Genomic DNA, 8,856 nt, shown 5'->3' with positions numbered 1-8,856 from the left:
ACTCCGGCCAGTCCCGCCACCACCTCCCGAAGTCGGAATGATTACGGGAGCAGCGGAGGAGGAGGCGGCTGGGGAGGAGGATAGCGTTGAATGGCTGCTGCAAGTAAGCCAATTAGAGCATTTACGGCCAAGTGGAGTCACTTGGCGTCGCAGAAATGCGGCTAAATCAAACAGATAAATCTGGATGCTCAGCTCAATTTGAACGTATCCCGCTCGCGGATCCGGGCGACGGTCTAACTCGCATCCGCTGACTGGCGCAGCGCCTCTGTCTCCGCCAACTGGATGCCCATTTCGACAAACGCGGAAAGAACTGAAAAGCGATCCTCCAGTGCAACGCGTGCCAGTCCGGCCAGAACCCCCGCACTCACCGCGCGCGCGGCTGGCGGCAAGGCCGATAGCGCTGGCGCCTCCATGGCTGAACCGTTGCCATGCCGTCCTGCAGCCAGGGCAATCCAGGCGGCCGGCGTTGTTGGCGGCATTGCCGCAGCCTTGTCCACTTCCGGGCGATGGTGACGGCTCTCCGGCTGGCTGACCCAGTCACGAACAACTGCGAGCAATTCCTGATCCCTGCTGTCGAGCAGAACGGTGAGGTGGCTCAGGCATTCATGTGCCCACCACACCGCAGCCCGCTCGGGAAGCAGATAGGCACAGAACGTAATCGCCTCCTCTGGCACCCGCCCGGCCAGCAGGGCGCGGCAAAATTCGATTGAAGGCTGTTCGGTCGGAAGTGTCACCATGTCCCTGGAAACAGCGGGGCAGGCCATGAAAAGGTCCCGTGCCGTTTTGAATCGAAGCTCATTGGCCATGGCGCCACGCTTTCCCCAGGGAACAATCGACACTGAAGCCCCGGACGGGGCGGGTCAAGTCTGCAGTCCCTGGCAAGATGCAACTGCCCTCCACCACTCGTATGCTTGACGTTTATTGACAGACAACCGCTTCGCAATTTGGTATTGTCCGCAGTCGATGAAATCGATGCTCAAGACAGGAGTAACCGTTATGCGGTTGGGCAGTTTAGCCTTCGTGTTTACGGTCGCGTATTATTCGACCCACGCTTTTGCCGATCCACTTCAGAAATCAGAAGACATCGTGAAGTTTTTTGACGCGGCGAGCGAGCTCGGCCCGCCGCGTGGAATTTGCGTCGGCACCGAGGAAGAGTGCAACAGCAAGAACAAAGCAGCGCCTGCCGAAAAAACCAGCCTCGACATGCTGATCAATTTCGGCCTTGATTCTGCGGAACTCGATGCGACTGCGCGCGCTGAACTGGACGAGTTCGCCAAGGCACTGAAGGACAGCCGACTGAGCACTTTGAACTTCGTTGTCGAGGGTCACACAGATGCATCCGGCTCGGAGCGCTACAACGAGGGGCTGTCGGAACGCAGAGCCAGATCGGTAACAACCTTCCTCACCTCCAACGGCATCGATCCTGCCCGCATCAAAGCGACAGGCCTGGGCGAAGCGAGCCCGCGCAACCCCAATCCATTCGATCCGGTAAACCGCCGGGTGGAAATGCGGATAAGGACTGAGTAGGGCCGCTCCGACCACCGAGGCACGGCCAGCGTCGACACGCCTGAAACTGGCTCGTCAGTTGTTGTTGAGCACGCCACCCACGGCCACACCGGTGCCGAAAATCAGCGCCTTGGTCAGGAAGTCGTTGTTGTCCGGCGGCGGAACATCCCGCACGACCTGCTGCCTGCGGGGCTTCTGTGCCACCACCGGCTTTTGTGTGCGGGCCTTCTGTGCCACCGGCTTCTTTGTGCGGGTCTGCTGCACCTGTTTCTTCGGCTGTGCTCGAGCCAGATCGGCAGCGTAGCTGGCGCGCACCGAATCCATCATTGGATCCGTCTGGATCACCAGGAACGTCAGTTGCTCGCGTGTCAAAAAGGTCGTCTGCGGCAGGCCGTTTTTCGCTTGCCAGATGCCGATTGCCTGGCGGGTTTTTGGGCCTATGTTTCCGTCGATACGGCCAAGCTCGTTGCCCAAGGCTTCGATGCGCAACTGCAGATCGATACGGCCCTGGCGATCGAGACCGATCGCGCTTTCCGTCAACTCGGTGCCCGGGGCCTGCTTCACCTCGTCCGAAACCCCAACCGAGGTGCGAACGGCTGAGCCGGAAATTGCGTTGGCCTCGTCCTCATCGACTGCCGGGACCTGCCGATTTTCGGCCTTCGGTTCGTTCAACTGGTCGATGTTCAGCCGTGCCACCGTGGCGAAGCGGCCGCTCGGAAACTGTTCAAGATAGGCTTCGTAGAACGGAATGGAATTGCGCTTGGAAGCTTCGTCCCACAGACGCTGCTCAACCTCCCAGGAAGGAGGCTCGTTGGTCACCGGGGCAGGCGCCGGTGTCATCGCGCCGGACGCACCAGCGATCGGTTTTGTGGCAGGCGCCGCTTCCGCTTTGGACTGTCCCAGGAAGACCTCGCGTCCCAGTGATGCGTTGTGCCAAGGTCTTTGGCGACCTTGTGTCGTTTCGGTCACCTGGCCGCGCACACGCGTCAGCGCGCTCTGGATTTCAACGCCAGGTTCAGTCAGGTGTCTGGCGAGCGCCGCGGAGTAGGGACTGTTTACGCCGTTGCCGTCGAAAGCGATGGCGCCGGGGTCGGTTGCATACGCAAGCAAGACTCCGCCGGTTCCAACGCCGTCCGATCTTGCTTCAATCGGCGCCAGTCCGGAGCCAAACGAGGCGGAACGGCTCTTCGGCATCGAGGCGGCCAGCGTCCTGGCCAATGGATTGTCGCGGCAGGCATCGAGGATGATGACGCCGATCGCCGGCTCGGCTGGTAACGCTGCCATGAAGTCGTCGATCTGAACGGTGCGGGTCTTGAGATGAGCGGGCGATGTCAGTTCGGCGTCTATCGGAATCAAGAAGTTCTTGCCGTCGACCTGCATGCCGTGGCCGGCATAGAAAATGACGGCGAGCTCGGCATCGTAGGATTGCTCGGTAAACCGACTGATGAGGCTGTGCATGCCTGCATTGTCTTGATCGAGCCCCTCGATCACCTGGAAGCCGGCATTGCGTAGCGTGGATGCGATGAGGTGCGCATCGTTGGCGGGATTGGGCAAGGCAACGGCATGGACATATTTACTGTTGCCGATGACCAGTGCCACGCGTTTGGCATCAGGCGCGGCAGCCTCGGCTCCAAGTGACGTGATGACAAACAGGACAAACCCGCTCAGAAAGACGGCAAATGCTTTCATGGTCCAGCCCTCCGCCCCGCCGGGGCGCACTATCGATGTCTGCGCATGCCAAAATGGCTCCTGGGCGTATGTGATCTCGACCACAGTTTTGGTTCACAAAGGCCCGAAAAAAGTTGGCTATAGTAGCACTTGGCAGCAGGAACACCAATGGACTAACGGCAAACTCGCACGCCTCGAGAAGCAGGTTCAAAGGGTATTCTGCATCGAGCCTATGAGAGCCGTGATCGCCTGCTTGTATTTTTCGAACTCGGGCGATGTCTGCCGGACTTCCGTCGTTGTCGTTGTTTGTTGGCTCGCTTCAACCATCGCCGGGCTCAGCTTCCGCCCCATTTTCCTTTCGGCCCAGCTCACGACATAGCTGGCGGACTTGCCGGTGAGAAACGGGTTGGCTTGAATGACGGCCGATCCGAGCACGGCGCTCAATTGCGCCGAGCCCGGCGACGACAACACTTGATGGGCGCCTTCCATCCCCAAGAAATGACAGAGATAAAGCCGGCCGGCTGTGATCTGGTGGCCGCGTGCCCGAAGATAGGCTTCGCCTTCGCGCGCCAGATTGCTGACCATCTCGCGCGAGATGGTGGCGTCAAAACGCAGAGCGAGCAGGTCGGCGGTTGACAGTGTCCGCGCCAGTTCCGGGCGGTAGGTGTTCATCATCCGGATCCACGTCTTGGTTATGAACTGACCGGCGCCGGTCGCCGAAGAAAGTGGGTTCTTGGCGCGGGCCTTGCCGCCACTTTCGACTTGAACGATACGCTCGGTCAGCGTTTCGACAGCGGAAGCGTCCGTCGCGACTGCCGTAACCGTGCCCAGCGGATCGATCGCCTGCCCATTGCGATAGAGTTCGAAATGCAGGTGCGGCCCGGTCGAAAGACCGGTGGTGCCGATATAGCCAATGATATCGCCTGCCTTCACCTTCGCGCCGACACCGGCCTTATCAGCGAATTTCTGCATATGCGCATAGCGCGTCTCGCTGCCGTCCCCGTGCGAAATCTTCACCAGGTTGCCGTAACCACTTCCATCGCCCTGAAAGACGATTTCGCCGTCGAAGGCGGCGGCTATCGGCGTGCCCAGAGGCGCCGCCCAATCCACCCCCTTGTGGATACGAACGGTTCCGAGGATTGGGTGCTTGCGTGGGCCGAAAGTCGAGGTCATGACCCCGTTGACCGGGGTGACCATGCCGTTGGCGATTGTCAGCGAGCGAACCTGATCGTCGCCGCTGACGCATGCAAACTGGCCGTCGGTCTGCTGGAACACGAAACAGTCGAGGCTTTTTTCGCTACCCTGGACGCCAACATACAGCACCCGTCCGGCCGTCTCTTCCTTGCCACGCGGTTTTTGCGAATAGATCAGGACCAGACGCTGGTCTTCGCTGGCGAAGGCATCCAGATCCTGTCCTCGCGACAGATACATGATCGCTTCTCCGATCACGCCGGTTGGAACCTTGTTGCGCGCTGCTGTCGAGTAGATCGCGTCGAGCAGCCGGTATTGCCTTTTGTGCGTGCCTTGCGCCTGTGCGCCCGAGTAGTTGAACAAATCTTCGCGGACCCAGGGGTCGACACCAGACACAAACACACCGGCGGCATTGCGCGTCAGCGTGCCGACAAATACGTTCCTGGCGTAGATCGAGACCTGCATGAGGGACATGGTTGTCGTCTCGCGCGTCGGCCTGAAACCGCGCATGGCGACGACATGACCTGGCTCAAGGCTCTCCCGATTGAAAAGCGCCTTCAGCGCTTCGCCTGCCAGCTTGGCATCCTCGGCGGAGAAATGCGCATCCAGGGCAACACTGTCCAGGCTGCGGTCGTTGAGGATCTTTACGAAAATGTCCTCGGTAGCCTCGTGTCGTTGATGTTCACTGATGACATTTGCAACGCTTGTGTTGTTTTCGATCTGGGTTTTCTGGAACGCGGGAAGGGCTGCCTCGCCTGAATCGATTGTTTCGCCCCAACCTGCTTCGGCATCATCGACACCCCCCTGCGGGTCCGAAGCAACCGGAGCCTCGTTTGCAACGGGCGGTGGCTGAACGTCGTTTTGCAGATCGTTGGATGGCGCCGGCGCGGTCTGTCGCTGCGCCTGGAAGAATGCGAAATCTTCTTGCGTGGACGGTATCGTCGTCATGAACTTTTCGCTGGCGCTAAGCATCACGTCGGACAGAATCTCGATCTGCGGAGAAACGCCGACCTGGTCGAGTTCTGCCGGCCGCGGGATGACTTGGCTTTTTGTTGCGCCGCCGGTGTCGGGCGCAAGCGTGATCCACATCGGGTCGCCTGCGAGATCGATGATGGCAGGCACATAGACAGATGCGTCGGCCGGCACATCGTCGGTTCCCTCGACGGCGTGCAACTCCTCATCTTCGTCGCCAAACGACCAATAATCCGCCGTGAGATAGAAGCCGGCAGCGATCGACAACAGGACAGCCACAGCAAGACCGGCAAGAAGCCTGCGCCAGAGCCTGCGTCTGCGCAGGGCGGCGCGCGCCTGCTTTTTCAGCCTGAAGCTTGTGTCGATACTGTGCGTCACGGATTGCTTCCGGTCAGAAAAAAGGTCCACCGCACCTGTTCAAGCGTATCGACTTCGAGAAATCGTGCGGCGATATGGCCGCGCTGCCAGCATTCATCGATGCCGCGTATCGAGAAACGCCGCCGGTCGATGCACATTTCGGTCGACCCGGTCAGGGTCGCATGGCCAAAAACGTCCGTCGCATAGATGTAGATGTAGCGGTTGGTGAGTTCCTCGCGGATGACGTTCACGCACTGATTTGCGCCGATGGTCCACCAGCCATCGGTCTGGTCCGCATTGTCGACCTTTTGGCCGACAGCGAGATTGACGACGTCGAGCGTCTGATTGCAGACGGTGAATTCGGCGCGCGCTTCCTGGGACGACAGGAGAGCCAGCAATGTCGCGCCCAATATGGCCACAAGTCTGGTACGGCCTGTCAGGGCAAGCAGGCCGCGAAGCCGGTCACGCTGATTGTTGGGCGGGACAGCGGTCAGGAAGGAAAAACGCGAGCTGCGGAGGTCCATCGGCGTCCATGCTACCCGCCGAGCCGGAAGTACTTTGCCGTGGCGGAGAACTCAGATCGGTTGGCGTCGATCTCTTCGAGTATCCTGGGCAACAGCAGCGCGGCTGGTGTCGGCTCGGAGAACGCCGCAGCGTGAATATCATGTGGACCCGTGATCACCATTATGATCTGCGGCACGACCTTGCCGGCCGCCTTGTCGGCTGCGCCAAGATCGATCGGAATGTTGAAGGTCGCCTTGTCCGCTTGCGCCAGGATAAGATCGTCGAGGCTGAATGCCATGCCCCTGTGGTCGATCAGCAGCACGCTGGAAATAAGGCCGCGGTGCGTCACCAGCGAGCCGCCGATCGGCGAGCCGCTCGGCACCGTCGTTCGATCGAGAACAAGCTGCGGCTTGTCAGCCGGCATCTGGTCCAGAAAGCGCAGAAAGTTGGTGACTTCGCATTGAGCCGGCTCAATGAGGCGGACGCTGATGTCCGGTTCGACACGGAATCTTGCCTGGAAATCGGACAGCATTCGTTCGAACGGCTGGATCTCCGTGCCCAATCCTTCGATTGCGGCGGCGGCCTCGGTTGCCGACGTCAACGTCGCATAGAAACAGTCGCCGCCGTTGAAATCCCGCACCCAGGAGACCCGTTGCGCAGCGGGGTCGAGGGCATTTTTCGGCGGCAGTTTTAGGTCCGGTTTCGGCACGTTCAAGGCAACAGTGGCTTCGCCCGGCTGTTTGCCTGCCGCCGTCTCGTCCTGCTGCCGTTTTTCGTTCGCATCATCCGTCTGGTTTTCGGCCCGCGCGTGCTGGCTGGCCGAATTATCGGGCTGCCGGCTCTCCATTATTTCGGGCTGGACCGCTGCGGGCGGCGAGGCCTTGTCGGCCGGCGGGTTTGGCGCGACCTGGATGCGCGGCGGAACCGGCTCCGGGGTTTCCTCGGTTGGCGAAAGGACTTCGGCGGGCCGTGTCGGCTCCAGCCTTTGATCCGCCGCGGCATCTGCCCGATTTTCAGCCGGCGATGGCGCCTCGGCTGCCGCCGGCTCCGAGCTTTCCTCGGCTGCCGCCGGCTCCGAGGTGTCCTCGGTTGGCGAGAGGACTTCGGCGGGCCGCGTCGGCTGCAAGCTTTGATCCGCCCCGGCATCTGCCTGACTTTCAGCTGGCGGCTGCGCTTCGGCTGCCGCCGGCTCCGATCTTTCCGCGGCTGCCGCCGGCTCCGGGGTTTCCTCGGATGGTGAGAGGACTTCGGCGGGCCGTGCCGGCTCCAACTTATGATCCGCCGCCGCACCTGCCTGACTTTCGGCTGGCGGCGCAGTGGCTTCTGTTCGTGACTGCTCAGGTGCAACTGCTTTTGCCGGCTCATCGCCCGGCGAATTTGCCGCGCTGTCCGTCGGACCCGGTTTGGATGCTTTTGGCGACAAGAACGCTGTGTCGCCGGCGGTCGGCGTGGAAGGCGCCATCACGCCGCTGAGATAAACGCCTGCACCCGACGCGACAGCCAATGTCGCCAGGACAGCGATCGCGATCGATCGGGTCCTGGCGGACTTTGCCGGGACCTTTGGCAAGACCGCCCGAGCAGGACCGGCAACTGGCGACGGCCTTGGCTCGGACAGAAGCGCCGGCCGGACATGCGGAACGAAGCGCTGCTCACCGGCGGCCGCCGGAGATTGACTTGCAATCTTGGGGCCGGCAATCTCGGGGCCGGCAAGCCTGGGGCCAGGCGCGGCGGTTCCCCCGGTTCGCGGCGTCCGGTCGCGCGGTGTGATCGACGTTGGCGGCCTTGTCTCCTCGTCCGTGTCGTCACGTGTCGCCCTGGCGATATCGGCCATGCTGATCGGCCGGTCTTGTGGGTCCGGCTGCAGCATGGCCTCGACAATTTCGCGAAAATCGGCGTCGATGTCGGAGAGGTCCGGAACGGTTCGGCGTTTTTCCACGATCTCGTACTGGGAGCCGCCCATGTCGATCGGTTTCCCGCGCAGAGCAGCGGCCAGCACCAGGCCCAGGCTGTAGATGTCGGATTGCTCGCTGACATCGCCGCTGTACAGCCCGAGTTGCTCGGGAGAAACGTAATTGTACTTTCCCGCGAACTTTCCGCCGATCAGCGTCTCGCCGCCGACGGTCGCCGATCGCGCGATGCCAAAATCGATGATCTTTGCGCGATCGACCCTGCCTCCTGGCAGGATGATGTTATCCGGGGAGAGGTCGCGGTGTATCGCTCCGGCCTGGTGCACGGCGCTCAAGCCGGAAGCCAGACGATGGCAGAGCTTGCGCACGTCTTCCGTCGGCATCGGGCCACGTCGCATGATATCGAACAGCGATTGGCCGTCGACGAATTCCATGGCAAGGTAGGGGCGACCGATACCCGGGTCGATCGTGAAGACGTGATATCGCACGACAGCGTCGTGCGATAAATGATTGAGGATCGTCGCTTCCTTGCGGAACAGCGACAGGATCGTCTGGTCACGGGCGAACTCGGGCAATACGATCTTGATAGCGACATGGTCGCCGGTCTGGATGTTGTGGCCACGGTAGACTTCGCCCATGCCACCGAATGCGATCCGCTCGTCCAGTTCATAGATGCCGCTGAGTTGCGTGCCCACGGCTGTGCTGGCCACGTCAGGCGATATCCGCGTCTTGTCGTCGGCGCTCATCAGCC

The 8,856-nt window shown here is 61.2% G+C and carries 6 protein-coding genes; 1 reads left to right on the top strand and 5 read right to left on the bottom strand.

The genetic code is table 11. The features are described from left to right. Positions 1 to 233: 233 nt before the first annotated feature. Positions 234 to 806: a DUF6931 family protein gene (locus AC0L15_RS07535; protein WP_287303728.1), complete on the bottom strand. Its 573-nt coding sequence runs from the start codon at positions 804 to 806 to the stop codon at positions 234 to 236. Positions 807 to 996: 190 nt separating this feature from the next. Between AC0L15_RS07535 and AC0L15_RS07530 the strand changes: the two genes are divergently transcribed. Next, positions 997 to 1,527: an OmpA family protein gene (locus AC0L15_RS07530; RefSeq protein WP_473496075.1), complete on the top strand. Its 531-nt coding sequence runs from the start codon at positions 997 to 999 to the stop codon at positions 1,525 to 1,527. Between the two features lie 54 nt (positions 1,528 to 1,581). Here the strand turns inward: AC0L15_RS07530 and AC0L15_RS07525 are convergent, their stop codons facing one another. The 4 genes from AC0L15_RS07525 to AC0L15_RS07510 form a co-directional block, all read right to left on the bottom strand. Beyond that, a complete protein-coding gene (locus AC0L15_RS07525; protein WP_473496074.1) occupies positions 1,582 to 3,195 on the bottom strand; it encodes a caspase family protein in 1,614 nt (537 codons plus the stop codon). 186 nt (positions 3,196 to 3,381) lie between these two features. Continuing rightward, positions 3,382 to 5,715: a M23 family metallopeptidase gene (locus tag AC0L15_RS07520; RefSeq protein WP_419696485.1), complete on the bottom strand. Its 2,334-nt coding sequence runs from the start codon at positions 5,713 to 5,715 to the stop codon at positions 3,382 to 3,384. Further along, the gene (locus AC0L15_RS07515) at positions 5,712 to 6,218 is read right to left on the bottom strand and encodes a DUF1036 domain-containing protein (RefSeq protein ID WP_419696486.1); all 507 of its coding nucleotides are present in this window, start codon (positions 6,216 to 6,218) and stop codon (positions 5,712 to 5,714) included. Before AC0L15_RS07515 ends, AC0L15_RS07520 begins: the two co-directional genes overlap by 4 nt. A gap of 11 nt (positions 6,219 to 6,229) precedes the next feature. Next, positions 6,230 to 8,851 (bottom strand): serine/threonine-protein kinase, encoded by a 2,622-nt coding sequence (locus AC0L15_RS07510; RefSeq protein WP_473496073.1) that lies wholly within the window; start codon positions 8,849 to 8,851, stop codon positions 6,230 to 6,232. Positions 8,852 to 8,856 lie beyond the last annotated feature (5 nt).

The organism is Mesorhizobium sp. WSM4846, assembly GCF_055811415.1.
This window is presented reverse-complemented; position numbering and strand designations above follow the sequence as displayed.

What these genes read in the sequence shown, in the direction of transcription:
- AC0L15_RS07525 (WP_473496074.1), bottom strand. Translation starts at nt 3,195, where the DNA reads ATGAAAGCATTTGCCGTCTTTCTGAGCGGGTTTGTCCTGTTTGTCATC.
- AC0L15_RS07535 (WP_287303728.1), bottom strand. Translation starts at nt 806, where the DNA reads ATGGCCAATGAGCTTCGATTCAAAACGGCACGGGACCTTTTCATGGCC.
- AC0L15_RS07530 (WP_473496075.1), top strand. Translation starts at nt 997, where the DNA reads ATGCGGTTGGGCAGTTTAGCCTTCGTGTTTACGGTCGCGTATTATTCG.
- AC0L15_RS07515 (WP_419696486.1), bottom strand. Translation starts at nt 6,218, where the DNA reads ATGGACCTCCGCAGCTCGCGTTTTTCCTTCCTGACCGCTGTCCCGCCC.
- AC0L15_RS07510 (WP_473496073.1), bottom strand. Translation starts at nt 8,851, where the DNA reads ATGAGCGCCGACGACAAGACGCGGATATCGCCTGACGTGGCCAGCACA.